A 23,920-nucleotide genomic window follows, 5' to 3' on the forward strand; every position below is an offset into this window, starting at 1 on the left:
TTACCCCGCATCTTTCAGTTCAAAATGGCCGTTTTCCAGATCGACATCGGTACGAAACAGAAACTCCAGCGGGTACGGCACACACCACAGACGCCCTTTGATCTCGATGGAGAGCACGTTGTGCAGATCCAGCGAGGAGGTATCCGACACGCAGCGGACCTGCAGCCCCTGCGGCAAAATGCGCGGCTCAAAATTGATGATGGCCTCGGTGAGCTTGCGCTGAATGTCGTGCCATTCGATATCCGACATCCTTTTCCCGGCCAGCGGCGCGACGCCGAAGTTGACCACCGAGCGTTTCACGTGCGGCAAGACGCTCAAATCGCCGGAGGCATCGTGGTTGATGGTGTTAAACAGCCACTGTAGATCGCGCAGGACGTTGCGGCGCAGGGCGGCGTGGGTGATCAGATTGCTGTTGGCCGACTCGCGTTTTTTTTCCGGGTCGTTATCGGTGAGACGATCCAGCAGAGAGGGCTGCATTTTGTCGCGCGCCCCCACCTTCTCCTGCCTGCTGCGGGCTTGCCAGCCGCTGCGCAGCAGATCGCCTTCGCCAGCGGGATTACTCATCGGCTCCATCCGTCGCAAACGTCACGAGGCTTAATGACAGCAGCGGGTATTCGCTTTGCTCGCTCAGCCAGGCCTTCTGGCCCCTGCCTTCGTAAAGAGTGCCGTCTTCGTCGAGCGGCTGCCATTCGGTGGTGCGGCCCAGCCTGACCGCATCGGTGGCATCGGCAGCAAACGGGTAACGCGCCGGGATCTGACACACCTGCTCCGTACCGTCGGTCAGGCGCACCAGCGCGTGACGCCAGATCAGATCGGTCACGCTGGCGGGTGCCTGGAAACGGATCTCCGCGATGGCGCTGAACGGCAGCCAGAAATAACGGCCGTTCACGATGGTTTCGCAGACCGGGCCGAGACGGGCATCGCCATCCATCAGCCAGTCAAACGCCTGCGTCTCTTCGTTTTCGAGGATAATCTGGCCGGCAGTGGCCTCAGCCCGATCGAGGGCGTCCAGACGCAGCGCCCGGGCGCGCTCGCCCTCCTCGCTTAGCGCCGCGGCCAGGGTCGTCAGCCACGGCCACTGGGTTTCAGGCATAGCCGGACGCGCCTGTCCCGCCATCACCTGCGCGCGCTGCAGCTCGCCCTGAATGGATTGCTCCAGCAGCGTGACGGTGGGCTTCGCCTGAGGCTTCAGCGCCAGCCAGCTTTTCAGCTGGGTCAGCGCGCGCGTCCAGTTGCCGCTGAGGGTTAAAAACTGCACGAACGCGGCGCGGAGGTCGGCATCTGCCGGACGGGCTTTGATTTCAGCCTCAAGGCGCGCCAGCGCATCGCTGAGCGACTCGCCCGCCAGGTGTTGATAGAGCGTATTCATAGCCACTCCTTAATTCGCCGCACGCCATGCGCCAACGGCCGGATCGCGCAGCTGAGGACGCAGGGTGTCAATCAGCACGATATTCAGCGGCGTGCCGGGTGCGACCCAGGCGCTCCAGGTTTTTTTCACCGCCGCAATACGCGCCTGCAGTTTTGCATCATCGCTGGCAATTTCACGGGAGATCTCCACCGCTACGGTGCCGTTGCTTTTCCAGCTGTTCAGGGCGTTATCGTAAGGCAGGATCATCCAGCTCTGGTCGCTGTCTGGCGTGCTGAATACCATGCGCTCTTTGTTGACGGAGGTGATCAGCGCGTTTTCAGGATCGGCGCTTTGATTCAGACCCGTCACCGGGAAGCCGTGGATGTAGGTCACCGCCATCTCTTTCTGTCCGCCGTTGCGGGACTGCGAAACCACGGTGTGTCCGCTCAGCCAGCTGCCGTTACCGCAGCGGGTGGTGTCAGAATCCGGAATAAAGAGCGCCGGAGCGGAAGCGCCCCCTTCCCAGAAGGTACGCAGGTGGCAGCCGTCCTGCAGGGTAAATTCCTGCCACGGCGTGCGGTCAGCGGCAACCGTGCGGGAAGCCACGTTCTGGTCCGGCGGCAGCAGCGCGCCGCTGGCTGGGGTTGCGGTGACGGTCGCAGCAGGCGCGGCCTGCTCCTGTTTCACCACCAGCGCCCAGTCCTGCGCTTTGCCTGCCGTACCCTGCGCCAGCGTGGTACCCGCCGGATCGTTGAGCGTCCAGCTAAGCTTATTCACTTTGCTGCACTGGTGTTCCAGCAGGGAGCCAAGACGCGGCACAAAGTTCTCCAGCACGGAGACGTCTTTCTTGCCGTTCGCCACAATGCGCAGCGCCACCTCAGGTTTACACCAGCTCTGCGGCGTGTTGTCTTTGATGTTGTCGATCCAGATATCCAGCTTCTGCGCAGGAGACTGCACGATGCGGAAATTTTCAGCCTGCGCGGTGGAGGTGACCGCCAGAAGTGCTAAACCCGATAGCCAAAGTTTCATATCGTTCCTTGTGTGTCTAATCAGTTCCGCAGGGAAGAAATTGTGCTGCGTCAGAGAGGGTGTGCAGCAAAGTGGTGTCCTGAGGGTTGCCCATCCATACCGCCAGGGCAGTATAGTTATCCTGAGCATTCCCCTCCTGTTCGCCATTCTTTTGAATGATTTGGTTCATTAAGGTCAGCCACTCCTGAGGCGTATTGACCATATGCAGCGACTGCTTCATTTGCTCTTCGCTAACGCCGTGCCAGAACCCGTCGGTGCAGAGTAAGAATGCATCGCCGTCTTCAACCTGCACCACGTCGCTGTAGCTCGCTTCCGGCCCGCCGTTTTCAATCCCCAGCGCGAGGTACAGCAGGTTGCTGTTGAGATCGTCGGTCTGGTGCCCGGCGTCTTTCATCTGCTGCACCAGGCTGTGGTCGGTGGTCACATGCCACAGCCATCCCCGGCGAAACAGGTACAGGCGGCTGTCTCCGGCGTGCGCCCAGTAGGCCAGGCCGTAATCACGGTCAATGAACAGGCTGACCAGCGTCGTGCCCATCCGGCGATAGTCCTGAACGGCCTGCTGTTCGCTGAGGATGGTGCGGTTCGCCGTCTGCACGTAGTCGCGGATATGCTGCGCATTGAGATGTTTGTCGCCATCGAAGCGGGAGATGATGCTGTTGCGGGCCAGCTCTGCAGCCACCTCACCGCCCGGCAGGCCCGCGATGCCGTCGCAGACGACAAAGCAGGCCGAACGTTCCCCTATGGTTTCTCCCGTCTGATCCTGGTTGCTGGCGCGCGTCCCCTGGCGGGAGAGAGAAGCCGTTGCGATATTCATTTGTCTTCCGATCCGCTCTGTGAGTCTTTGTACTGATTCACCTCCATGTCGTACGCATGAAGGAAGGCTTCGCCGAACAGGGTGTGGAAGTCATCCTCAATCTCGCCAGCCGTCTCGCCATAGCTGCGAACAAAATAGTCCCACAGGGCGGCTTTGCGGCTGCCCGGCAGCGCCAGACGAGAGGTCATCCCGTTCTGCTTCGCCTGCTCTTCCAGCTGTTCCGGGTTAAAGGACTGCAGCATCGCGGCAATGATGGCGCGGATACCGGAGATCATGCCCAGCTGGTGCGCCTGCAGATCGATCAGCGCGTCGCGCACGGATTTGGTCGGCGGCATAAAGCCCGGCATCGGGGTGCCGAACATCTGGATCAGCACGGTTTTGCCGGTCGGCAACAGCTTGAACGGGTTATTGGCATCGTCCAGCACCATGGTCATATCGGCCTTCACGCCACGCTTGAGAATGGAGCGCGAGGAGAGCAGCGCCACGGTCCCCTGAGAGAACATACCGAGGATTTGCCCGAGCTGACGCATATTTTCCCGGTCAAACTGCGGGACGGGCTGCATTTCGCTCAGACCCATGCCTTCCAGCAGCGCCTCCAGCAGCTCGCCCTGCAGCACTTCGCCCTTCTCACCGCTGTTCGCCGTAGCGGTTGGGGCGGCGGCGTTATTGACCGGGTCAATGCGCAGACGGCCCTTCGGGGCCTGAGCGCTGCTGCGCGCAACTGCCTGTGGCGTAGGCATGGTGAAGCCTGCGTAATCCTGTCGCGCGGGCTCTTCTTCAGCACGCGGTTCTTCCTGCGGCTCAGGGGCGAACAGCGGAGAATCGGCCAGCACGTCCTCTTCCTGCTCAGGTTCCGGCACTGGCGCAGGCTTTTCGGCAAGAATGTCATCCGGATGGGTTAATGGGGCGCCGCTCATCAGCCCGAGCGGGTCGTCATTACGCGCGGCTGGCGCGCTGGCCTTACCGCCAAACAGGGCCAGCGGATCGAGCTCGTCCGTCGCCTCGTCTTCTGGCTTGACGGGGGTCGTCTCGCCCGGCGGCACCAGCGTTGACGGGGTAACGTCGTCAAAAATACTCTCTTTTTTGAACAACGCTTCGTCGCTGAACAGCGTGTCCGGGTCAACGTTCTTACGCTCAAGCGTTGGATCGCTGTCGTTGAACATCGCCAGCGGATCTTCAGCGTTACGCTCCGGGGCCGCAGGCTGGGAGAACGGATCGTGCGCTGCAGCAGGCTGCGGTTTTGAACGGTTGCTGGAGATGCTATCGGAGATGGAGAACTCCTGCATCAGGCTATCCCAGATTTCCGTTGGCACGGCGGTCGGTTCGGCCTTCCCGCGCGGTGCGGCGCTCGCCGGCTTCGGTTGCGCAGCGGGCGCGGACGCGGCTGCCGGACGCGCCTGCTGATGCATGCTGGCCGCCATACGGCTCACGGGCTGCGTATCGTGGATCAGTTCGGACACTTCGATACGATAGTCATCAATACCGAGAATGTCGCCATCCTGCAGCTCAACCTGACGCCCTCGCTCCAGCGGAATGTCATTTAATACCACGCGGGTGACGCTGCCACGGTTGGTCACGCGGCATTCGCCCTGGGCGTCAACGTGAACAATCGCCTGCAGACGAGAGATGGTGCGGTCATTATCCGGCAACACCAGATTGTTATCCGTACCGCGCCCAATGGTGCCGCCCGGGGCGTAAAAATCACAGCTGCTTTGCGGCGGCTGATGACCGGGTTTCGTAGAAATAATCGTGAATCGCATGGCGTATTCCTGCTGGTATGATTAGCGCTCAAACGCTGCCGCTCTCGGAGCGAGAACGGCGGCGTTTGGGGTTAACACATTCTATTCAGTCTGCGTAAGCTTAAACTGGCCTGAAGGACCTTCTTGTAAGGTGAAACGGGCAGCATAGCGAATAGAATCGTTTTTCCCTGACACCTTCAGGGCAACATCATATTCTCCGGCTTGCCACGCAATCCCCTTCCACTGGTGACACTGTTGGGTCGTTAACGTCACCTCAGGGCTAAACGTTGACGGCGGCGATACCGCTTTCCATTCATTTCCCGCGCGTTTCATTATGGTGGGCGAATGGCTGGTGACAGGCGCGTCTAACCCGGAGTTAGCGGGAATAGCAAAGCAGGGTTCGTTGTTCTTTAGCGTAACCGAAAGCGACTGATATTGTGCAGGATGAGAAACACAGGCACTCACCGTTAATGCGATTGCTACAACACTGAATAACTGTTTCATAACCATACCCGCCGGTCTTTAGGATTTTGAATAAACAACGATAATACCTGCAGATATTTATCCTTCAGGTCGGGTCCGATAATTCCCTCAAAACCTGCGATGTTTCGGAAATCACCCAGACCGTAATTTATCAGATAATAAAAATCTGAAATGATAGAAGCCTGCTGCTCCATACCAAAGTCCGATAGTTTTTTATCGGGGGGCAGAGAATAATTATAACTTGCTGCCCAACTGAATGCGCCTCGGGTTCGAACATTCATTCCAATCTGATGCTGCAATACATGCACCATTTCGTGAATAAACCAGTGTTTATATCGCGGAACCTCTATTGAGAAGTCATCCCGATAATGCGGCTCGCGAAAATAGAGCTCACCGTTGGGAGTCATCGCGACATCTGTCGACTGCATATTAAACGGCAAATAGCTTTTATTATGGACTTTAACTTCTGAGTACTTTATTGCGTCACCAAAAACCGAGCGCGCCAGTGCTATTTCGCCAATGGTGAGAGGACGGGCGCCTCCTTCCTGCAAACTTGCCATGCTATCTTCCTTCCCGGTTGATAATGACCGGGGAAAACTCCCCGGCCACATACGCAATTACGCTTCTTTGTTTTCTTTGATGTTCCAGCCAGCGCTGCTTTCAGCGCCTTTACCACCAGACGTGGTCTGCTCCCAGTACTGCTGTTTCACTTTCGCAGCCTGGAATGCATAGGTCACACCAACGGTATCGCCGTTGTCAGCACCGGTGTACTGAACAGAGGTGACCAGCACATCTTCCAGCGTGATGCGGGAGTATTCCACCTGCTGGCCGCCGGCTTTACAGACGGACAGCTCAACTTTGGTCAGGTGTTTACCGCTGGCGCAGTGTTTCAGGATAGCTGTGGTGGATTTGTCGATAAGCGCGTTAACGTGCAGGTCGTTGAAGTTAACTTTACCGGCACCGCCGCCACCGCCAACGCTCATATTACCTGGCTGGGAAGCGCCCCAGGAGAAGGAGGTAATATCAGTCCAGCCGGTGTGGTTAGAATCTTTAGATTCGCCCGTAACACCCTCGACCTTCAGAAACATATCAATAGCCATAATATCTACTCTTCGTGGATGAACAATATTGCTTTCGAAAAAGCACTTATATGGCAAACAGGAAAGCATGGGGCTGAATAAAACCGTCCATATTTTACCTCTGCCTCATATCAAATGACCCGTGTCATTTGACAGTCTTACATTCCTTCGAAATAACGGAAGGAATGTGAAGTCATTATTACCGTGCGTTATTCTGGAACCGAATAAGCCCGGCATTACCGGGGATTAATTTTTGAATTCTTACGGACAGTGATGTTTGAGGAAAATTGAATAACCACCGCAGCGGTATTTTCCCCCTCACCCCCGCCCTCTCCCTCAAGGGAGAGGGGGCGTCCGTGTCTTCATCACGCGTCTTTCGTCTTCAGCGACGGCAGTTTAGAAACCAGACGCAGGGAAACGGTCAGACCTTCCAGCTGGTAGTGAGGACGCAGGAAGAACTTCGCGGCGTAGTAGCCCGGGTTATCTTCAATCTCCTGCACCTGCACTTCCGCAGCCGCGAGCGGTTTGCGGGACTTGGTCTCCTGAGAGGAGTTCGCCGGGTCACCGTCGACGTAGTTCATGACCCAGTCGTTCAGCCAGCGCTCCATCTCTTCGCGCTCGCGGAAGGAGCCGATTTTGTCGCGCACGATGCACTTCAGGTAGTGGGCAAAGCGGCAGCAGGCGAACAGGTACGGCAGACGAGAGGCCAGACGCGCGTTGGCGGTGGCATCCGGGTCGTGGTATTCGGCCGGCTTCTGCAGCGACTGCGCGCCGATGAAGGCGGCAAAGTCGGAGTTTTTGCGGTGAACCAGCGGCATAAAGCCGTTTTTCGCCAGCTCGGCTTCACGACGATCGCTGATGGCGATTTCGGTCGGGCATTTCATGTCCACGCCGCCGTCATCGCTCGGGAAGGTGTGACACGGCAGGTTTTCCACCGCCCCGCCGGACTCCACGCCGCGAATCGAGGTGCACCAGCCGTACTCTTTGAAGGAGCGGTTGATGTTGGCGGCCATCGCATACGCGGCGTTCGCCCAGGAGTAGCTGTTGTGGTTCGCGCCGTCGGTCTGCTCTTCGAAATCAAAGCTGTCGACCGGGTTGGTGCGAATGCCGTACGGCAGGCGCGACAGGAAGCGCGGCATCACCAGGCCCAGATAGCGGGCATCTTCGGATTCACGCAGTGAACGCCAGGCGGCGTATTCGGTGTTCTGGAAGATCTTGGTCAGGTCGCGCGGGTTAGCCAGCTCCTGCCAGGACTCCATCTGCATCACGCCCGGTGCGGTACCGGTGATAAACGGACAGTGCGCCGCAGAGCCGATGCGCGCCATTTCGCCCAGCAGCTCAACGTCCTGCGGGCTGTGGTCGAAGTAGTAGTCCCCCACGATGCAGCCAAACGGCTCGCCGCCGAACTGACCGTACTCCTGCTCGTAGATTTTCTTGAAGATCGGGCTCTGGTCCCAGCCCACGCCCTTGAAGCGCTTCAGGGTGCGGCCCAGCTCCTGCTTGGAGATGCTCATAAAGCGGATCTTCAGCATCTCGTCAGTTTCGGTGTTGTTCACCAGATAGCTCAGACCGCGCCAGGCGCTCTCCAGCTTCTGAAACTCTTCGTGGTGAATGATCTGGTTTACCTGCTGCGACAGCTGCTCGTCGATACCGGCGATCAGGTTCTGAATGGTGCGGTAGGTGTCGTTGGAGAAAGTGACGGTGTTTTCCAGCGCCTGCTGCGCCAGCGTTTTAACCGCGCTTTCGACGGCTGAACGGGCCTGATCGGTTTTTGGGCGGAACTCTTTGTTCAGCAGCGCGCTGAACTCATCCTGGCTGAACGCCTGACCCGCCTGCTGCTCGTGTTGTTGAGTCTGGTTACTCATCGATTATTCCTCGCTACCTTTCGCGCTTTCGTCATTTTTCGGCAACTGGCTCAGGGATTTGAGCAGCGTCGGATCCTGCAGAATTTTAGCGATCAGCTCTTCCGCACCGTTTTTGCCGTCCATATAGGTCAGCAGGTTGGAGAGCTGGGTACGCGCTTCCAGCAGCTTGTTCAGCGGCTCGACCTTGCGGGCCACCGCATCCGGCAGGAAGTCGTCCATGCTGTCAAAGGTCAGATCCACGTTGAGCTTGCCTTCGCCGGTCAGGGTGTTATCCACCTGGAACGCCACGCGCGGCTTAAGCGCCTTCATGCGTTCGTCAAAGTTGTCGATGTCGATTTCGAGGAATTTACGCTCGTCGACGGCCGGCAGATTTTCAACCGGTTTGCCGACCAGATCGGCCATGACGCCCATCACAAACGGCAGCTGAATCTTACGTTCTGCACCGTAGATCTCTACGTCGTACTCGATCTGCACGCGGGGGGCACGGTTACGTGCGATGAATTTCTGCCCACTGTTACTCATTGCCATGATGTTCTCCATCAAAGATGCGCGGTGAAGGTGAAACGGCAGGCTCCATGCCTGTCGTCATAATGCCTGGACGCGTTATTCGCGGCGCCCAAAGATGTTTTCAAGTTGGTTAACGCCGTCTGGCGCCAGGTCGCGAATAATGTCCATAAAGTTAAGTTCTGACAGCCGCTGCACCCGTTCAATCATCAGCGGTGCGGGGTGGCTCGGTTCGTACTGCGCAAAATACTGCTTCGCTTTTTCCAGCATCAGCTGCGCGTCGGCGCGGCTGGTGACCTGCACGCTGCGCCAGTCGGTCACCGGCTGAACGGGCTGCGCTGCCGTCGACTGCTGCTCGGCCTGGGGTTCTGCCTGCGCCTCACGGCTCGGCAGCAGCTTGCTGATGTCGGTTACCTGACACGCGCTGGCCACCAGTCCGACGGTTTTCAGCAGCTGCTCCATCTCGGGCACGCCGCTTTCACCGAGATGCCCGGTGAGCAGCTCGCGAATCGCCAGCAGACGTTCGTTAATGACGATAACCGCGGCGGTTCCCGGCTGGTCGCCGCGGGCCAGCTCGTCAATCAGCCGTGGACGGCCGCCGGGATAGTCCGGACATTCCGTCTTGCTGCCGTCCAGCAGGGCCTGGGCATCCCGGAGCGAAATTTCATCGCCGTTTGAACGCAGAAGCGAGGCGTTTCGCACGGCGACGGTGAGGTCGGATTTATCGCTCAGCCCTGCCAGGGCGTTAATGCGATAGAACGGATCGGTTTCGCCATACTCTTCCAGCAGCGGATAGAGCGTCTCCCAGTAACGGGCGATCGCCTCCTGCACCAGCAATAATCCGTCCGCGTAGCCCGCAAGCCCGCGGCGGCGCGTCCAGGCATGGGTTAACGCCAGCAGTACGCGAAGATCTTTGGTGCGGGTCAGCAGGCTGGTGGCGTATTTTTCCACCGTGTTCCAGTCAGCGGGCTCTGCCGGGATAATGGTGTCGCCAAACTGCTGTTCCGCTTTGCCCTGACTGGCCTGATTCATGATCTGGAAGTCGGCGTCGTACTCCAGGTTTTCGCCGCAGGGTTTTTCGGGGCTTATTGGCGCGAGAAATTCTTCGATATTCATGAGATCCCTGCTTATTCAAACATGGGCGGATAAAGACCGTGACGCCCCGGACGGGCGCCCCCTGCCGGGTCGAACAGCAGGGTGAAAAGCTGCCCGGTAAAGTTACCGCTGTGCACGTGGGTGTACAGCGGGTAGCCGTCGCAGCGGTTGGTCCACCAGTAGCTGGTCTGGCGCAGCGGATCAAAACACTCGGCCGCCTGAGGCCAGCCCAGCGTGCTCTGGCCATCCTCGTCATAGCCAATCACATCAAGGATGTCGGAACGCTTTTGCGGCTCGACGGGCTGCGGCGCCGGGATGGTCATCAGCATCTCATCCAGCTGCGAGGCGGAAAAACTGTTGCGCACCGCATGCAGCCCCAGGCGCCCAATCTGCTGGTACCAGCTTTCGGCCTGGCTGAGCAGGCTGGTCGACCACTCTGACGGGGCGAAGCTCAGCTGAAGGCAAACCGGGTACTGGCGGCCAACGCTGTCGCGGCCGGGCAGCAGACAGCCCATCTGGATCATCTGGCTGCCCAGCATCGGCGGTACCACAAAATTCCAGACTGGCGCTTTGTGAAACTGGCGCTCGCCGCTGCGCTGCTCTTCCTGCTGCCAGGCCAGCAGACCGACCTGGAACCAGTGTGACCACTGGCGCTGTAAAGTGTCAGGAAAGCGACGCTGCAAAAAATCTCCGGCGCTGGGTAATTTGCCATACCAGCTGTAGCGGTTCATCGCAGGGGTATTCGTCATACGGCTGTCCTTGCGGTTATGGGCATGAGAAACGGGGAAGCTGGAACGGGTTACGAATGCTGTTTGGCGCAAACTCCAGCGTGACCTGATGTCCGTCGACGTTGAAGGTGGCCTGACGGCTCAGGCTACCCGCGCCCGGGCTGGTGCTCGCTTTATCGAAGAAGCGGTTCAGCGCCCAGGCGCCGTTGGTGACCAGCGTCGCCGTGCTGCCGTTAGCCAGCCCCAGCTGCATGCGTACCTGGTTGGTGCCACCCGGCCCCGGCCAGTTCATGATCTGCACGGCCTGCGGACCGTGGCTGTAGCGCAGCAGCTGGCCGTCAACGTCCAGCGTCAGGTTCAGAATGGAGTTATCCATTCGCACGGTGCGAACCGTCACCTTGAAGGACGGCGTCGTGGCGCCATTAGCAAAGAAAGCGTCGCGAATCGACTGGGCCTGCTGGAACGGTCTCAGCAGCCCTTCGCTTCCCGGCAGCGTTTTACCGTCGATGCCCGGCATAAAGCGCCAGTTTGCCTGCGTGGTATCCACTTTATTGGTCAGATTGTCGCGGAAGAAAGCGTCCATCAGCCCGGTTCCCGGCGCAAACATGCGCGCGAGATCGTCAGGAGTGACCTCGGTGCTGGCGCTGCGCACCAGCGGGTAACGGCCGGCGATCGCCTGACGGCAGAAACCGCCCACCTCAACATTAATCCGCTTCCGCACGTTTTCGAGGTCGCGGCGCTGGGTATCGCTGCTGGCGCCCACCGCCATATTGCTGAACATAGTTTGCAGCCCGCCCGGCAGGCGACCGGCGCTGGCCTGCAGGCGGCTGATCGCCTCGCCGCCCGGTGCCGGCATGCCGCTGTTGGCCGCGTCCTGGACGGCGGTCAGGTAGCGGTAGAGCTCATCCACCTGCTTGAGAAAATCATCAAACACGATGGTCTTCCCGCCCTTCTCCAGCGGCTGCGCCAGCTCAATCATCGGCGCGTAGTGGTCGGTGACCAGCTGTTCCGGCGCCTGAGTGACCACGGCGGCCTGGGTCGGCGCAGCGTCATTGTTGCTGAACAGCGCTTCGAGCGTGCGGGTGGCGCGGTTGCTCTGCGCCTGCGCTTTATCCGCATCTTCCGGCGCTGGCGCATTGCGTGACAGCGTCAGGACCTGGCTCAGGTTCTGCACCAGACGGCGCAGCGGCGAGTTTGCGCCGGAGAGCAGGCGCGCGGTGTTGATGCGCTGGGAAAGATCGGCGCTGTTATTGAGCTGGATGTCGGCGAGGAAGCGATCCCAGTTCGCGATAAAGTCGCGCATGTAGAGCTGGCGCACGGCGTTATCGATCTGCTGTTTATCCTCCTGCGCCGTCGCGGCCCCCAGCACCCAGGCGTCGTCCTCGTGCAGGGCGGTGGTGACGCTGTCAATCTGGCCGTTAAAGCTTTTCCAGTAACCGTCCGGCGTATACAGACCCGGCACGCCTTCGCTCACCGGCTTGCCGCTTTTGCGTGAAAACACCAGCTCGCTCTGCGGTCCGCCCAGGTCGGAAAGGGAGACCGGCTTGAGGTTGTCATCATGCTCCAGCAGGCGTTTGAGGCGGCCGTATACGCGCGTGGAGAGCGGCTGCTGATTGATCATCGCTCTTTCGCGGGCCACCAGAGATTCATCCTGCGCGTACGGCGAGGCCTGAATTTTCGGTTCCAGCAGCTGCGTCAGGTGCCATTCAAGCTGCTGCAGCTGCGCCTTCGTGACGTTCTGCGGCAGATTTCGCTGCAGGTTAAGCATCACCCACGAATGCAGGAATTTACCGTCGTAGTGCTTTGGCTGATACAGCATCTGATAGGCTTTCAGCGCTTCATAGCTGTATTCCACGTCGCTGCCGTTGTCGTTGCGCAGCCAGGTGGTGATGTGCATGGCAACGGCAGGCAACAGCATCTGATCCAGCGCTTTCTGGTACAGAGACTGCGAGGCATCGCTGACGTCATCCCCGCGATAGAGACCCATACGGCGGGATACGGGCGGATCGTTCACATCAAACGCGTCGCTTTTCGGCAGGTCAACCAGACCGTTCAGCAGCGGCAGCAGATCGAACAGGTCACGCTGGGTCTGGTTCTGCAGCGCCTTGCTCTGCTGGTCCAGCAGCGGCACCTTCGCATCCACCTCTTCCAGATAAGCCTTGTTTTTGGCATAGCTGGTCAGCCACAGACCGCCGAGGATCACCAGCAGGGCCAGCAGCGCCGCGTAGCCGGACCAGATCACCGCCCGGTTGCGCAGCTCCCACCAGCGGTTTTCGCCCGCGATCCCGGCTTCCTGGAAGATGACGTTTTGCAGCAGGTTCTTAATGAAGAAACTCTGACCTTTTGCCCCCGGGATCGGCGCTTCTTTGCTGACCGAATCCCAGTTATCCGCCTCTCCCCCTTCCGGCAGCGACAGAGCGCGGTTCAGTTCGCCCATCACGCGGTCGAACGGCATGCCTTCCTGTGTCCCGCTGGCGAAGTAGATCCCGCGCGGAGAGAACTCGGTTTCGAAGTTGGAGCGGGCGAAGACCGTGCTCAGGTAGTCCGCCAGCAGCGGACGCAGCGCGGCGAACTCCTGCGGGAAGAGATACGCTTCAGCACGGGTTTTCGCATCATGCTCTTTCAGCATGGTTTCCGGCAGCCCGGCATCGAGGCGCTGCTGCAGCAGGGAAAACTCCTGCTGGAAGTTGCCCATCAGGTCGTAATCGGCGTGCTTGGTTTGCTCCCACGGCAGCGTAAAGCCCCAGATCTGGTCGCGCTGCGCTTTGTCGTAGTCGGCAAACCAGGCGCGGAAGCCTTTAAGCAGGTCGGCCTTGGTCACCATCACGTAGACAGGGAAGCGAATACCCAGCTGTTCATGCAGCTCGGACAGACGCTGGCGCAGGTTTACCGCCTGCTGGCGGGACGCCTCGGCGGACTGGGTGAGCAGGTCAGAAATGCTGATGGTGATGATAACGCCGTTGATCGGCTGGCGGCGGCGATACTTGCGCAGTAACCCCATAAACTCCAGCCATTCGCCGGCGTCCTGTACCTGCTCGCTCTCCTGGGTGGTATAGCGGCCCGCCGTGTCCAGCAGCACCGCCTCATTGGTAAACCACCAGTCGCAGTTACGCGTGCCGCCAATGCCCCGCAGCGCGGTTTTACCGAAGCGATCCGCCAGCGGGAACTGCAGCCCGGAGTTAACCAGCGCCGTGGTTTTACCGGAGCCCGGCGCGCCGATAATGACGTACCACGGCAGCTGATAGAGATATTGCGTGCTGAAGCGCTGCGTCCACTGGGCGCCCTGGCCCGCTTTGCTGAAGTGCGCTTTTTTCAGCATCTGCGCGGCTTCATCAAAGCGGCTGGCGAGGATCTGCTCCTCGCTGTTCAGCCGCTTCTGCGGATCCGCCGCTTCCTGGCTGGCGGTGTTCTCTTTGAGCTTGTCCATCAGCTTGCGGTTCAGCCAGGCATTGTACAGGCGCGGCAGAATGTGGCCCTGCGCCCAGAGCAGATAGACCACGGCAATGCTGATAATGCGGTTCTGTTCAGACTCAAGCGGTCGGGTGTCCACGATGGACAACAGGGGACCAATCATCCAGATCACCGCCGCAAGCGCCGTTACGCCGAGGAAGCTCCACAGAATGCGGTTGGTCAAGATGGAAAGAAGTGTAGTCAGCATCCTTAGTTTCCTTGCGGCAATCCGTTCAGCTCGGCCTGAGTGTTTTCAGGCGACACCAGCAGAGTAATTTCCACACGGCGGTTACGGGCGCGGTTTTCAGGCGTCGTGTTCGGCGCCACCGGGTTAATCTCGCCTCGCCCTTCCGCTTTCACGCGGCCAGGCTGAGAGAGGCTTCCCTGCAGCATTTTCTGTACCGAGCGGGCGCGTTCCAGAGAGAGTTCATAGTTCGAGGCAAAGCGCGCGCTGCGGATCGGCACGTTGTCGCTGTAGCCCACCACCAGAATTTTGCCGCTGACGTTATTCATCGCCTGCGCAATGCGGTTGATGACCGGTTCATAGCGGTCACGCACGACGGTAGAGGCGGAGGCAAACAGCCCGTCGCCCTTCAGGATCACGACGCTGCGATCCGCTTCGTCTTTCACCGCGACCAGGCCAGCCTCGATTTCAGGCTTCAGGAAGCCGCGCAGGTTCAGCACCGCCGGAAGCTGACGGGCCGGCTGCTGAATAGTGGTTTCCGGCAGCTGGGACTGGTAAATCTTCGCCAGCACCGGGTTGGTGTTATCGCCAAGGCGCCAGTTAAGCACGATATAAAACAGGCAGGCGATAAACCCGGCCAGCGCCACGCAGGCCCACAGGGGAACCATCGGCCGCCAGAGCTTGCGCAGCACCGGACGATCTTCCGGATGGGGAGAAAGCGGCGGCGGATAGCTGCCGCGCACGCCGCGGATCATCTGCCACAGCCGCTGCTTGATGGTTTCAAGCTGCGTGCGGCCATTATCCAGCACCCGATAGCGTCCTTCGAAGCCCAGCAGCAGGCAGTAGTTGATCATCTCCAGCAGCAGAATATGCTCGCGCGGGTTCTGCGACAGGCGCGCCAGCAGCTGGAAGAACTTCTCGCCGCCCCAGGTTTCGTTATGGAAGGTCACCAGCAGACCGTTGCTTGACCAGACGCCGCTGCTGCCCCAGGGGGTGAGCGCGGCGGCCTCATCGAGCGCCGTACACAGGCAGTAACGCGCCCCGACGATCACTTCGTAGGGCAGCCCCGCCTGCTGGCAGCGGACTTCGAAACGGCGAATCTCATCGATCAGGCGCTGGCGTAACGCCACCTGATCGTCATGGGAGACCGAATGACGGATCTGCGGAATCGCGTTGAGCAGCGGATTGGCGGCCGCCACCAGCTGATTGTTGCTACTGGCCCCGGTAAACGCGGCATCACTGCCGGTGTCCTGTCGTTCCTGCATATTAAGCGCTCGCTTTATTATTCTGTCGGGCTACGGATGGCCCAAAACTCCATATCCAGCCCCGGGAACTCCCCTGCAAGATGCAGGGCGAATGCGCCGGACTTATCCATCTCGTGCCACAGCTCGCTGCCCTTCTCCAGTTCAAAGTAGCTGTAGCCGGCATGCCAGGGGATCTGCGGCGGCGCGACCGGCATGGCGCGCAGCATAATGCCCGGCAGCTGAAGCTGAACCAGATCGCGGATTTTCGAGACCGGCGCGACCTTCATCTGCGCCGGGAAATGGGTTTGCAGGTGTTCGCCTGGCACATTAGCTTTTACCGCCAGCACGAAGCCGAACTCGCGCACCATGCTGGTTTCAGGCACCGTGGCGATGTTCAGGCCGTGGGAGCGTTCGTTAAGCGGCAGCTGAATCGCGTGGTCTTCCATCACCAGCGACAGCCCCTGACGCAGCATCAGCATCAGTTTGCTGAAGCAGTTAGCCAGATCGTCATGATCGTAAATCGGCAGCACGCTTTCGGCGGTACGCTGCGACGTCCAGGTGGCGAGCTCGGTTGCAAACGGCAGCCAGCTGCGCCAGAGCGTTTCCGGATGCAGCAGCGGGAGGGTTTTTAAATGAGAAACCTCGCCCAGATGACGGTTAACCAGCGACAGCAGCGTGAACTCAATCAGTTCGGAGGTGTTAAAGCGGCCTGGCTGGCGCAGACGACCGCCAATTTGCTGGCTGCGCTGGACCAGCAGACCGTGCAGATCGTTGATCATGCTGTAGATCTGCGGGCTGTTGTTGGCGTTGAGCATCGGCGGGATGTAGCTGTTATCGAGCCGCACGTGGTTGTCGTTACGTTTCTCCGTCACAAACGCCACGCCGATGGCGGTCCATTCCGCCGTGAGGTCTTTTTCCAGCATCAGGGTCAGACGCAGGCGGCCAAACTGGACGGTGGCATCCCCCACCGACATGGCGTTGTCGTCTTCCACCTCTTGCTCGAAAGCGATGAAGCGCGCCAGCGAGGCCGGCTCTTCGCTAAAAATCACCTCTTCTCTCTCGCCGCGACGAACCGGCAGCGCGAGCACCACCTTTTCGTTGGTGAGATTGTCAGGAATTTTCAGCGGTGCAGGACCGTTGCGCCCGTTACGCACCTGGAAAAAGGTGCCGTCCGGCAGCAAGCCACTGCAGTAGCTCAGGGCAATGCATCCCTGACGAAGCATCGCTTCATCCAGTTCAACGTCAAGAAAGCCCCAGAGATATGACCGCTGTAGCGCACCCCATTCACGAACATGGTTGAGCAGATAGCTTTCAGTCCGCTGAAAATGGTGTGGACGCAGGAACATGCCTTCGGTCCAGACGACCTTTTCTGCTTTCGTCATGATGATGTGTTTCCTGTGTTGAAGCGCGTTACTGGCTGATGACCCGAATGCCGTTCACGTCGAGAAAAACGTTGGCCTGAAGTTCATCCGCGGACCATTTCCAGAACTGGTAGATATGATTTTCGCCAGGCACAGGCAGAGGGAGTGAAACGCGCCATTTTTTGCCATCCAGCATCTGATACTCCGCCATCACGCCGATGTAGCGGGCCTCCGGAGAGCTTTGCCCGCTGAGGGTTTTGGACAGCTGTCCCGGCATCAGAAAGAACACGTCGCTGTTCAGCAGATTCGCGCCAAGCGTGGCTGACGCGTTGTTCTGCAGGGAGTAGAAGTCGCTGGACATGAAATCCGCATCGGATTTCAGCAACAACACCCGGACCTTAAGCGGCGCAGATTCATTGATTTGTGGATGAGCCTGAAACTGCAGATTGTAGCGGGAGGGGTCGCTGTGTGAAGACGACGTACAACCACTGACCAGGGCGAAAATCACCGCGTAAAAGAATAACCACAGCTTATGAAAATTTTTATTATTCATAAAAATGCGCTCATGCAAGCCGTTTAGTTCAGGATCCAGGTACCGTTAGCGCTGTCTTTGCAGGCTTTGCTGTTGCCGTCGACGTCGACACAGGTCGCTTTTTTACGCGCCTTCGGACGAATGGCCTGTTTACGCACGGCCGCATCGTACAGGTCGGCCTTGATCACGGCACGCATCGGGACGTAACCAATCAGCTGATCGTTACCTTCATCGGCAAGCGCCATCCAGTAGTGTTCAACCTGCCCCAGCACCACGTACGTTTTTCCGGTGTCGAGAGTGCGGATAACTTTGCCGCCGAAGTCAGGACGGCTCATCAGGGAGGCCGGATACATGGCGCGATACGGTTCGTTGACCGGGTTGAACTCCGCCGGTGGCGTCACAGCGTGACGGTGGGTTAAGGTCACGCCGTTGACCTGGCTGGTCTCGATCGTATCGTCGTTGATCACAGGTTTCTGCGGCGCTTTACAGCCCGCCACCGCCATTACAAACAGAAGTGAAAACAGTACGCGCATTTTCATATGCTTTTCCGTAGCGATATTTCGATGATGAAGATAAGGGGGTGAAGTTTGACTTAGGTGCTATTGTTAAAATAGCCAGGATATTTTCGGGGCGTTACTATTTTAAGGGCATAGCTACCGCACGAGCCCTTCAGAATAAGGCCCAGTGTCTTCCTGACATATTTTGACAAACGGTAAACAAGTTTACATGAGCTTCGTCTCAATTCAATATTTACCCGTACGTAACTGTTGGTAAATGAAGCAGTCGGAAAATTATAGGATTAATCCTATGAAAAAACCCGATACGACCTACACCCTTTTATTTCTTAGCCATACAACATTACAAGTATATGTTTTATATACTAAAAACACAAAAGAGAACCACTTTCATTAACGCAATACGGCTATTATCGCCACTACCATAATTAGTAGAATTCGCGTATTGGTGAGGTCAGAAGAATATATGAACCATGAATTATTTGTTGCACTAAAAGGGTATCTTTAATATTGAATGCACGCGACAACGTGAAGGTAACTATTTCACTTATGTTGCACGACGTTAATTTCACGACTCAAAATAACTTTATATTTCGCGTTGCGACAATTACCCGGTCAGGCCTGAATTTTAATCGTCAATCATTAAGCCTGAGTTAACCATCCTGACATTATCGCAGTCGAAAATGCTCGCAATAGCCCGCCAGCTGCGAACATTCTTTATTGCTGCCGCTCACAGGCTTCATTCGAAATTTTATTGCTGCTACATCCTCTCCTGCTCGCCCCATCTATCTTGCCTACCGTTTGATAGATATGATTTATTATTAAAATGATAAAATTTCGTTATAATTTCTTTAAATATTTAAGCATAAGATCCGATAAATCGCTGTAATAAAACGAATTTAAGATAAAGCATTTTTCCGCACCGCATGCGCGTAGCCATCCGGTCGTCATTGCTTTCGCTTATTGTCTTGTACAGCGCTTTTACGGGTTCAGACGTTGTGTGACCGAAGAAATCAGGAGTGGGTATGAATAAGAAAAGACGCTCGGTGCCGGGTATCAGACACTATGACGGTCCGGCCGGAGGCTGGGGCGCGTTAAAAGCGACGGCCATCGCGGTACGTACCCAAATGGATACCTTTGATGCTCCCGCCACGCTGCTGCGCACCAACCAGCCTGACGGTTTTGACTGCCCGGGCTGCGCGTGGCCGGATAAAGAACACAAGTCGACGTTCCAGTTCTGCGAGAACGGCGCCAAAGCCGTGACCTGGGAAGCCACCAGCAAACGCGTTCCCCCCGCGTTTTTGGCCGAAAACAGCGTCTCCTCGCTGCTGGCAAAATCGGACTTTGAACTGGAAGGCTACGGTCGACTGACGCATCCCCTGCGCTATGATCGGGCAAGCGATACATTCCGGCCCGTCGACTGGGAAGAGGCGTTTCAACGCATCGGCGAAGTATTGCGCGGGCTCGAACCGGACCAGGTCGAGTTCTATACCTCCGGACGCGCCTCTAACGAAGCGGCGTATCTGTTCCAGCTGTTCGCCCGCGAATACGGCACCAATAACTTCCCCGACTGCTCGAATATGTGCCACGAGGCCACCAGCGTCGGTTTGCCGCGTTCGATTGGCATCGGGAAAGGCACAGTCTCGCTGGACGACTTCGATAAGACCGAGCTGGTGATCTCCATCGGCCACAACCCCGGCACCAACCATCCGCGAATGATGGGGACGCTCCATGAGCTGGCCCGTCGCAACGTGCCGATTATCGTCTTTAACCCGCTGCGCGAACGCGCCCTCGAACGCTTCGCCGATCCGCAAAGCGTGATTGAAATGGCGACCTACGGCTCAACGGATATCGCCTCGACCTATTTCCAGGTGAAGGCCGGGGGCGATGCCGCCGCGCTGAAAGGCATTGCCAAACATCTGCTGGAAATGGAGGCCGAACGCGGTGACGTGCTCGACCACGCGTTTATTGCCGAACACACCCAGGGCATTGAGGACTTCACCGCCGATATCGCGCAAACCCGCTGGGACGAGATCGAGCGCGAGTCTGGGCTGAGCCAGGCGGCGCTCAAAAAGGTGGCCGACGCCTATGCGAAATCAAATGCCACCATCATTACCTACGGAATGGGCATTACCCAGCACAATAAAGGTACGGCAAACGTCCGCCTGATCGCCGACCTGCTTCTGCTGCGCGGGAATATCGGCAAGCCCGGCGCGGGAATCTGCCCCCTGCGCGGCCACTCTAACGTTCAGGGAAACCGGACAGTCGGGATCAGCGAGAAGCCTACCCCGGCCTTCCTGAACCGTCTGAAGGACGTTTTTGGCTTTGAGCCGCCGTCTCACCACGGACACGATGCGGTGCAGGCCACGCAGGCGATGATCGACGGCCGCGCGAAGGCGCTCATCTGCCTCGGGGGTAATTTTGCCGTCGCGATGCCCGATCACGAGCGGGGTTTTCCGGCGATGGGTAACCTGGATTTGAGCGTGCACGTCGGAACCAAGCTCAACCGCACTCATCTTCTGGTGGGCAAAGAGACCTTTATTTTCCCGTGTCTCGGCCGCACCGAGCTGGATCTCCAGGCCACCGGTCGTCAGTCCATTACCGTCGAAGATTCCATGTCGATGGTGCATGCCTCATCCGGCAAGCTGAAGCCCGCCTCGCCGTTGCTCCGTTCGGAACCCGCTATCGTCGCCGGCATGGCGAAAGCCACGCTGCCGGAAACCCGCGTGGACTGGCTGACGCTGGTTGAGGATTACGACCGCATCCGCGATCTGATCGAGCAGACCATTCCGGGCTTTGAGAACTACCACGCGCGGATCCGCGTTCCCGGCGGCTTCCGCATGCCGCTGCCGCCAACGCAGCGTATCTGGCCAACGGCGACGGGGAAAGCGATGTTCTCGGTGTTCGACGGCGTTCACGAGAACGCCAGCGGCGAAGGTGAGCACGTTCTGCGCCTGATCACGCTGCGCAGCCACGACCAGTACAACACCACCATTTACGCGCTGGACGACCGCTACCGCGGCGTGTTTGGCCGCCGCGACGTGCTGTTTATGAACGAAGACGATATGGCGCAGTCAGGCCTGGAACACGGCGACCGCGTGGATATCGAAACCGCCCTCCCCGGCAGCGTCCAGCGTCTGAAGGACATTACCGTGGTGGCGTACAGCATCGCGCCGGGCACCGTCGGCGCCTATTACCCGGAGGCCAACGTGCTGGTGCCGCTTGATTATCTGGATAAGGACAGCGGTACGCCGTCGTATAAATCCGTTCCGGTTCGCATCACCCTGCGCTCGAAAGAGATCCGCATGCTGTAAGGCTGCTCGCGCAGATAATATGATGGATATTAAACAGTTAAAATATTTAATCGCGCTCGACGAGACCCGCCACTTTGGTAAAGCGGCCTCGCAGTGCAACGTCACCCAGCCGACCCTCTCCATGCGCATCCGCAGCCTGGAAGAGGAGCTGGGGCTGGTGCTGATCGTGCGCGGGCAGCGCTTTGAAGGGTTTACGCCGGAGGGTGAACGCATCCTCGCGTGGGCCCGCGCCCTGCTTGCCGCGCACGACGGGTTACAGGCGGAAGCCGCGCTGTGCAAAGGCCAGGTGGTGGGCGAATTACGTCTGGGGATGGTGCCGCTGGCGAGCGTGGATCCGATGATCTTTATTCGCCAGCTAACCCAAAAATACCCGGAGCTGACCTACAGCCTCTATTCCATGTCCTCAGCGCAGATTGCCGACGGCGTCAGCCGCAATCAGCTTGAGCTGGGAATTTGCTACCTCAACAGCATCGACACCAGCCTGTTTGACGTTATCCAGCTGCCAAAAACCAAGATGGGCCTGCTGCACGACGTCCGCCATTTTCAGCTCGGCCAGGCAACGCTGACGTGGCACGACCTGACGGATTTTCCGCTGGGGTTCCTGACCAAAGGGATGCACTACCGGGCGCATATGGAGGCTAGCTTTAAATCTGCAGGCATCGAACCGACGTCCGTTTTCGAGAGTGACTCGACGTTCCAGATCATTCAGGCGGTTCAGAGCGGCGTGTGCTGCGCCGTCATGCCGTTGAACAACGGGCTGGAGGCGCTGAACAGCAACTTCCGGATTGTCCCCATCGCCGACGCGAACATTGAGGCTCCCGTCGGCCTGATTATGCGCAGGCAGAAGCCCGTCTCCTCGCTGGCGCTGCGCTGCTTTACCGACGCGCAGGAGATTTATCACGCGGACAATGAGGCGTAGGCCTCGCGCGTCACCACGCTAAAACCGTCGATCAGCACCGCGTCGCGCACCTCCCGATATTCCGGCGCATCCACCAGCTCGCGGAGCGCATCGCGAATAGCGTCAAGCGTTTCAGGTGAGGTGTTATGCGAGGTGATCAGCGGCAGTCCGGGCGTCAGCGGTGTGCGGTCAATGACCGCCAGCCCCGCAAGCCGTTCCGGCTCATGGCGCTGCAGCAGTGCCCAGGTCACGCAGTCGATGGCCGCGATATCCCCCGCCCCGCGTTTCACATCAATCAGCGACTGGCGATGGCTGCCGCTGAAGGACGTTTGCGCGAAAAAGGGACCGCCGCTCGCAAGGGGAGCCACCATTTTTCGCAGCGCATTGTAGCCGGACTGGGAATCCGGGGAGTTACAGACCGCCCGACGTCCGCGAAAATCCGCCAGCGTGAGGTGCCGATCCTCCTCGCGCACCGCCAGAAAGCTGCGGTAGTGGATCCCTTCGCAGCCCGGTGCCGCGTAGTGAAAACAGCCGACCACCTGCACGTCCGGGAGCTGCGTGACCAGCGGATAACCGCAGGTCTGGCTGAGGATAAGCGCAGGCTGTTGCCAGTGGGTCAGCAGATCGGACTCCGGCCAGCCGGGATCGCGATCGACGGACACACCGCGCGCGGCCAGCAGCCCCTTTACCGCCAGCCAGAGCGCGCGGGTGTCGGCGCGATCCACGGCATACATGGGAAACGCCAGCAGGTTACTCATACCCTTCCCCCTGTTGTTTTGCGGGGTGAACCGTGACGTCGACGGGTCTGGCCCAGAACTGACGCAGCCATTCACCGTAGCCCCTGACGAGAAAACCGTGGTTTCGCTGCTGGTACGCCTCCCGGTTTTGCTCGTAGATGGCCTTCAGCCCGTACCAGGGAACGCCCGGCAAATCATGATGTACTGAATGGTAGTTGAGATTCAAAAACAGCACCCGCCAGAACAGCCCCGCCTCATTAATAACGGAGCGCGCCAGCGGATCGTCCGCCGCGCGATGTTCGAAAAACGATCGGATCTTGGTCAGCGCCAGCGCCGGATAGCTGACCGCCAGCACAAACCAGACGGGTGAAAAACCGGTACGCGCCATCCAGGCGAAGAGCGCCACCAGCAGCAAAACGTGAACCAGCCACATCGCCATCGCCCGCAGGTGAAGGTGGCGAAATGCCGCCACGGCGCTGCCCAGCGTCTGCAGGATATCCAGCAGCGGGGCCAGCACCAGCCGCCCGGCGAAGGTATTCCGGGCGCGGATCGTACGCTTCTGCCAGGGGGAAAAACGCGCCCAGCTCTCGTCGGTAAAATAGTACGACTCCGGGTCATCCACCGGATGGGTCAGGCTATGGTGCCGATGATGGGCGAGATGGGAGTCCCGGTACAGGCCATACGGATACCAGACCGCCAGCGGGAGCGTGCCAAACAGCTGGTTGAGCCAGGCAAAACGCGTGGGGTGTCCGTGGATCAGCTCATGCTGCAGGGACATGTACCAGGCGGTAAACCCGATGAGAAGCAGCGTGGCGGGCAGCAGGCCGAGCGTTTGCCAGAACGCCAGCGTGGCAAACCAGCCGGCATAAATCGTGATAATCAACAGCCACGTGGGCAGTTCGCTTCGCCATAAAAAACCCGATGCAAGGTGGCGGATTTGTTCGCGTTGTTGCGGATGTAAATAGAGGGAGCTTCGTTGACTCATTCCTTCAGACGCCGTT

The 23,920-nt window shown here is 58.7% G+C and carries 21 protein-coding genes; 2 read left to right on the plus strand and 19 right to left on the minus strand.

Annotation, left to right across the window (positions count from 1 at the left end):
* From tssE to ACMGGX_RS00940, 17 genes are all read right to left on the minus strand, one after another.
* Nucleotides 1-564, minus strand: coding sequence for a type VI secretion system baseplate subunit TssE (gene tssE, locus ACMGGX_RS00860; protein WP_223537189.1), 564 nt, complete (start codon nt 562-564; stop codon nt 1-3).
* The gene (locus tag ACMGGX_RS00865) at nt 557-1,369 is read right to left on the minus strand and encodes a type VI secretion system accessory protein TagJ (protein ID WP_420297914.1); all 813 of its coding nucleotides are present in this window, start codon (nt 1,367-1,369) and stop codon (nt 557-559) included. The genes tssE and ACMGGX_RS00865 overlap by 8 nt, the downstream gene beginning before the upstream one ends.
* Nucleotides 1,370-1,378: 9 nt before the next feature.
* On the minus strand, nt 1,379-2,377 hold the full coding sequence (locus ACMGGX_RS00870) for a hypothetical protein (RefSeq protein WP_038417450.1): 999 nt from the start codon (nt 2,375-2,377) through the stop codon (nt 1,379-1,381).
* 16 nt (nt 2,378-2,393) lie between these two features.
* The gene (locus ACMGGX_RS00875) at nt 2,394-3,191 is read right to left on the minus strand and encodes a PP2C family protein-serine/threonine phosphatase (protein ID WP_023336024.1); all 798 of its coding nucleotides are present in this window, start codon (nt 3,189-3,191) and stop codon (nt 2,394-2,396) included.
* On the minus strand, nt 3,188-4,951 hold the full coding sequence (tagH, locus tag ACMGGX_RS00880; protein ID WP_420297915.1) for a type VI secretion system-associated FHA domain protein TagH: 1,764 nt from the start codon (nt 4,949-4,951) through the stop codon (nt 3,188-3,190). Before tagH ends, ACMGGX_RS00875 begins: the two co-directional genes overlap by 4 nt.
* Nucleotides 4,952-5,032: 81 nt before the next feature.
* The gene (locus tag ACMGGX_RS00885) at nt 5,033-5,440 is read right to left on the minus strand and encodes a putative T6SS immunity periplasmic lipoprotein (protein ID WP_420297916.1); all 408 of its coding nucleotides are present in this window, start codon (nt 5,438-5,440) and stop codon (nt 5,033-5,035) included.
* Nucleotides 5,431-5,973, minus strand: a complete 543-nt coding sequence (locus ACMGGX_RS00890; RefSeq protein ID WP_021240381.1) for a hypothetical protein — start codon at nt 5,971-5,973, stop codon at nt 5,431-5,433. The genes ACMGGX_RS00885 and ACMGGX_RS00890 overlap by 10 nt, the downstream gene beginning before the upstream one ends.
* 57 nt (nt 5,974-6,030) lie before the next feature.
* Nucleotides 6,031-6,513, minus strand: a complete 483-nt coding sequence (locus tag ACMGGX_RS00895; protein WP_008502640.1) for an Hcp family type VI secretion system effector — start codon at nt 6,511-6,513, stop codon at nt 6,031-6,033.
* 344 nt (nt 6,514-6,857) lie between these two features.
* The gene (tssC, locus tag ACMGGX_RS00900; protein WP_014884232.1) at nt 6,858-8,357 is read right to left on the minus strand and encodes a type VI secretion system contractile sheath large subunit; all 1,500 of its coding nucleotides are present in this window, start codon (nt 8,355-8,357) and stop codon (nt 6,858-6,860) included.
* Between the two features lie 3 nt (nt 8,358-8,360).
* Nucleotides 8,361-8,885, minus strand: a complete 525-nt coding sequence (gene tssB / locus ACMGGX_RS00905) for a type VI secretion system contractile sheath small subunit (protein WP_008502644.1) — start codon at nt 8,883-8,885, stop codon at nt 8,361-8,363.
* A gap of 75 nt (nt 8,886-8,960) precedes the next feature.
* Complete coding sequence (gene tssA, locus ACMGGX_RS00910; protein WP_126795749.1) at nt 8,961-9,977, minus strand: type VI secretion system protein TssA; 1,017 nt, start codon at nt 9,975-9,977, stop codon at nt 8,961-8,963.
* A gap of 11 nt (nt 9,978-9,988) precedes the next feature.
* Nucleotides 9,989-10,705 carry a type VI secretion system-associated protein TagF gene (gene tagF, locus ACMGGX_RS00915; RefSeq protein WP_023312158.1) on the minus strand — a complete coding sequence of 239 codons (717 nt, stop codon included), beginning with the start codon at nt 10,703-10,705 and terminating at the stop codon, nt 9,989-9,991.
* Nucleotides 10,706-10,721: 16 nt separating this feature from the next.
* Nucleotides 10,722-14,342 (minus strand): type VI secretion system membrane subunit TssM, encoded by a 3,621-nt coding sequence (gene tssM / locus ACMGGX_RS00920; RefSeq protein ID WP_420297917.1) that lies wholly within the window; start codon nt 14,340-14,342, stop codon nt 10,722-10,724.
* A 2-nt stretch (nt 14,343-14,344) separates the two neighbouring features.
* A complete protein-coding gene (locus tag ACMGGX_RS00925; RefSeq protein ID WP_033145801.1) occupies nt 14,345-15,583 on the minus strand; it encodes a DotU family type VI secretion system protein in 1,239 nt (412 codons plus the stop codon).
* Nucleotides 15,584-15,600: 17 nt separating this feature from the next.
* A complete protein-coding gene (gene tssK / locus ACMGGX_RS00930; protein WP_024909829.1) occupies nt 15,601-16,944 on the minus strand; it encodes a type VI secretion system baseplate subunit TssK in 1,344 nt (447 codons plus the stop codon).
* Between the two features lie 28 nt (nt 16,945-16,972).
* On the minus strand, nt 16,973-17,476 hold the full coding sequence (gene tssJ / locus ACMGGX_RS00935; protein WP_023312162.1) for a type VI secretion system lipoprotein TssJ: 504 nt from the start codon (nt 17,474-17,476) through the stop codon (nt 16,973-16,975).
* A gap of 23 nt (nt 17,477-17,499) precedes the next feature.
* Entirely contained in the window at nt 17,500-17,994 is a 495-nt protein-coding gene (locus ACMGGX_RS00940; RefSeq protein WP_033145802.1) for a hypothetical protein, read from the minus strand.
* Nucleotides 17,995-18,995: 1,001 nt separating this feature from the next.
* On the opposite strand from ACMGGX_RS00940, the gene ACMGGX_RS00945 reads away from it, so the two are divergent.
* Both ACMGGX_RS00945 and ACMGGX_RS00950 read left to right on the plus strand, forming a co-directional pair.
* A complete protein-coding gene (locus ACMGGX_RS00945) occupies nt 18,996-21,284 on the plus strand; it encodes an FdhF/YdeP family oxidoreductase (protein ID WP_420297918.1) in 2,289 nt (762 codons plus the stop codon).
* Between the two features lie 22 nt (nt 21,285-21,306).
* Complete coding sequence (locus tag ACMGGX_RS00950; RefSeq protein WP_181595188.1) at nt 21,307-22,203, plus strand: LysR family transcriptional regulator; 897 nt, start codon at nt 21,307-21,309, stop codon at nt 22,201-22,203.
* Here ACMGGX_RS00950 and ACMGGX_RS00955 read toward each other — a convergent pair.
* Nucleotides 22,182-22,940: a phosphate/phosphite/phosphonate ABC transporter substrate-binding protein gene (locus ACMGGX_RS00955; RefSeq protein WP_420297919.1), complete on the minus strand. Its 759-nt coding sequence runs from the start codon at nt 22,938-22,940 to the stop codon at nt 22,182-22,184. The two genes, ACMGGX_RS00950 and ACMGGX_RS00955, sit on opposite strands and share 22 nt — an antisense overlap.
* Entirely contained in the window at nt 22,933-23,904 is a 972-nt protein-coding gene (locus ACMGGX_RS00960; RefSeq protein ID WP_420297920.1) for a fatty acid desaturase, read from the minus strand. The genes ACMGGX_RS00955 and ACMGGX_RS00960 overlap by 8 nt, the downstream gene beginning before the upstream one ends.
* Between the last annotated feature and the right edge of the window lie 16 nt (nt 23,905-23,920).

This window comes from Enterobacter sp. BNK-29, from assembly GCF_048684785.1.
Taxonomy (GTDB): domain Bacteria; phylum Pseudomonadota; class Gammaproteobacteria; order Enterobacterales; family Enterobacteriaceae; genus Enterobacter; species Enterobacter cloacae_M.

Coding starts and splice junctions, on each gene's coding strand:
- tssE (WP_223537189.1), bottom strand. CDS start 564: ATGAGTAATCCCGCTGGCGAAGGCGATCTGCTGCGCAGCGGCTGGCAA.
- ACMGGX_RS00865 (WP_420297914.1), bottom strand. CDS start 1,369: ATGAATACGCTCTATCAACACCTGGCGGGCGAGTCGCTCAGCGATGCG.
- ACMGGX_RS00870 (WP_038417450.1), bottom strand. CDS start 2,377: ATGAAACTTTGGCTATCGGGTTTAGCACTTCTGGCGGTCACCTCCACC.
- ACMGGX_RS00875 (WP_023336024.1), bottom strand. CDS start 3,191: ATGAATATCGCAACGGCTTCTCTCTCCCGCCAGGGGACGCGCGCCAGC.
- tagH (WP_420297915.1), bottom strand. CDS start 4,951: ATGCGATTCACGATTATTTCTACGAAACCCGGTCATCAGCCGCCGCAA.
- ACMGGX_RS00885 (WP_420297916.1), bottom strand. CDS start 5,440: ATGGTTATGAAACAGTTATTCAGTGTTGTAGCAATCGCATTAACGGTG.
- ACMGGX_RS00890 (WP_021240381.1), bottom strand. CDS start 5,973: ATGGCAAGTTTGCAGGAAGGAGGCGCCCGTCCTCTCACCATTGGCGAA.
- ACMGGX_RS00895 (WP_008502640.1), bottom strand. CDS start 6,513: ATGGCTATTGATATGTTTCTGAAGGTCGAGGGTGTTACGGGCGAATCT.
- tssC (WP_014884232.1), bottom strand. CDS start 8,357: ATGAGTAACCAGACTCAACAACACGAGCAGCAGGCGGGTCAGGCGTTC.
- tssB (WP_008502644.1), bottom strand. CDS start 8,885: ATGGCAATGAGTAACAGTGGGCAGAAATTCATCGCACGTAACCGTGCC.
- tssA (WP_126795749.1), bottom strand. CDS start 9,977: ATGAATATCGAAGAATTTCTCGCGCCAATAAGCCCCGAAAAACCCTGC.
- tagF (WP_023312158.1), bottom strand. CDS start 10,705: ATGACGAATACCCCTGCGATGAACCGCTACAGCTGGTATGGCAAATTA.
- tssM (WP_420297917.1), bottom strand. CDS start 14,342: ATGCTGACTACACTTCTTTCCATCTTGACCAACCGCATTCTGTGGAGC.
- ACMGGX_RS00925 (WP_033145801.1), bottom strand. CDS start 15,583: ATGCAGGAACGACAGGACACCGGCAGTGATGCCGCGTTTACCGGGGCC.
- tssK (WP_024909829.1), bottom strand. CDS start 16,944: ATGACGAAAGCAGAAAAGGTCGTCTGGACCGAAGGCATGTTCCTGCGT.
- tssJ (WP_023312162.1), bottom strand. CDS start 17,476: ATGAATAATAAAAATTTTCATAAGCTGTGGTTATTCTTTTACGCGGTG.
- ACMGGX_RS00940 (WP_033145802.1), bottom strand. CDS start 17,994: ATGAAAATGCGCGTACTGTTTTCACTTCTGTTTGTAATGGCGGTGGCG.
- ACMGGX_RS00945 (WP_420297918.1), top strand. CDS start 18,996: ATGAATAAGAAAAGACGCTCGGTGCCGGGTATCAGACACTATGACGGT.
- ACMGGX_RS00950 (WP_181595188.1), top strand. CDS start 21,307: ATGGATATTAAACAGTTAAAATATTTAATCGCGCTCGACGAGACCCGC.
- ACMGGX_RS00955 (WP_420297919.1), bottom strand. CDS start 22,940: ATGAGTAACCTGCTGGCGTTTCCCATGTATGCCGTGGATCGCGCCGAC.
- ACMGGX_RS00960 (WP_420297920.1), bottom strand. CDS start 23,904: ATGAGTCAACGAAGCTCCCTCTATTTACATCCGCAACAACGCGAACAA.